The organism is Paraburkholderia kirstenboschensis, from assembly GCF_904848585.1.
GTDB classification, from domain to species: Bacteria; Pseudomonadota; Gammaproteobacteria; order Burkholderiales; family Burkholderiaceae; genus Paraburkholderia; species Paraburkholderia kirstenboschensis.
Map to the genome: position 1 here is coordinate 1 of NZ_CAJHCR010000065.1, position 1,848 is coordinate 1,848.

Sequence of the window (1,848 nt, forward strand, 5' to 3'; positions counted from 1 at the left end):
AGTCGATCTACCCAGGCTCAATACCGTTGCCTTGCCATGGCCGGGGAGACGCACATGAAGCCCGCCACTACCATGGTGTCCCTGGTCGAGGACTATCTCGAATGCCGGCGGCGACTCGGCTTCGCTTTGGAGAGTGAGGAAAGGCGGCTACTGTGCTTTGCACGCTTCGCCGATCAAATCGGTCACCGCGGTCCGATCACGGAAGAACTGGCATTGCGTTGGGCCTGTTCGTCCAGCCGCGCGACAGCCACCACGAGAGCAGGTCGGCTAAAAATCTTGAGCCCGTTTGCCAAGTATCGCCTGCAGTTTGATCCCGCCACCGAAATTGCATCGCCCGGACTATGTGGACCGGGACATCGACGGCTGACCCCGCATATCTACTCGGAGGAGGAGATCGACGCGTTGCTGGATACTGCGCGACGACTTCCGGCCGCCGGCAGCCTGCGTCCAGTTACCTGTGAAACCGTCTTCGGTCTGCTTGCGGCCACGGGTTTGCGTATCTCGGAGGCGTTGGCCTTTCGGCGCTCGGACGTGGACTTGGAACGCGGCCTGCTCACGATCCGTCAGAGCAAGTTTCGGAAAGCCCGCCAGGTTCCTCTACATCCGACCACCACTGAAGCCCTCCGTGCCTATGCCTGTAATCGGGATAAAAGGCTGCCCGCGTCGACGACCGACACGTTCTTCGTGACAGACCGCGGGAGGCCAGTGAACTATCGTCAGATCGCATATGCCTTCGCCCGTCTTCGAGCACAGCTCGGATGGCAGGCCCGAGGGGGTCACCCGCACCCGCGCATCCACGATCTGAGGCACAGCTTTATCTGCCGCCGTCTTATCGGCTGGTATCAGGAGGGGATCGATGTCGGTAATGCGATGCTGGTGCTTTCCACCTATGTCGGACATACCCAGGTTACCGATACGTTCTGGTACATAACGGCAATACCTGAGCTGATGACCATCGCAGGCGATCGCTTCGAGCACTTCGTTCAAGGAGGCAATCATGCTTGACCTGAACTCATCACCGACGTTTGCGCAATTGCTGCAGCAGTTCTTTATGGAGCGCCTGATACAGCAGCGTAACGCCAGCCCGCGAACGGTGGCTGCGTACCGCGACACTATGAGGCTGCTTCTCGAATTCACCGAACAGCGATTGCATCGGAAACCTGAACGCCTGGAACTCAGCGATATTGATGCACCACTGGTTCTCGAATTCCTCAAGCATCTCGAAGTGGCTCGCCAAAACAGCATCCGCAGCCGCAACCTCCGGCTTGCCGCCATTCGCTCGTTTCTGCACTATGCTGCGTCCCGAGTACCAGAATCGCTCGGCACGATTCAACAGGTGCTCGCGATCCCGATGAAGCGTTACGAGCGCCCGCTGGTCCGCTTCCTCTCCCGAGAAGAAATATGCGCCTTGCTCGATGCACCCAACTCCAACACATGGTGCGGCCGGCGCGATCGCGTGATGTTGGCGACCCTCTATAACACCGGCGCTCGGGTATCCGAACTCATCGGCATACGCGTTGGCGACGTCGATCTGGATCGAAGCCCTTCTGTACGTCTTCACGGTAAGGGCCGCAAAGAACGTGTGGTCCCGCTCTGGCGCAGCACCGCAAGCCAGATCCGGCTCTGGCTTCGGCAAATTGGCGCTTCACCCGGACAGTGGCTCTTTCCAAATCGTTCAGGCGGACCGATGACGCGAACCGGAATAACCGATCGCCTTAACCTCGCCTACCAGGCTGTGGAAACTGATTGCGCGGGACTCAAGGGCCAACGCATCTCACCGCACCTGGTCCGGCACGCGACTGCCATGCACCTGCTTCAGGCTGGAGTTGACCTCACGGTCATTGCGCT

General features: G+C 59.4%; 2 protein-coding genes. Both read left to right on the top strand.

Going from position 1 to position 1,848, the window contains the following annotated elements; all coding sequences use genetic code 11:
• The coding region (locus JMY24_RS37940) for a tyrosine-type recombinase/integrase (protein ID WP_328809343.1) at positions 1 to 1,005 on the top strand (1,005 nt) is incomplete at its 5' end.
• Positions 998 to 1,848, top strand: an 851-nt coding sequence (locus JMY24_RS37945) for a tyrosine-type recombinase/integrase (protein ID WP_201704114.1), incomplete at its 3' end; no start/stop codon positions are given. The genes JMY24_RS37940 and JMY24_RS37945, both read left to right, overlap by 8 nt.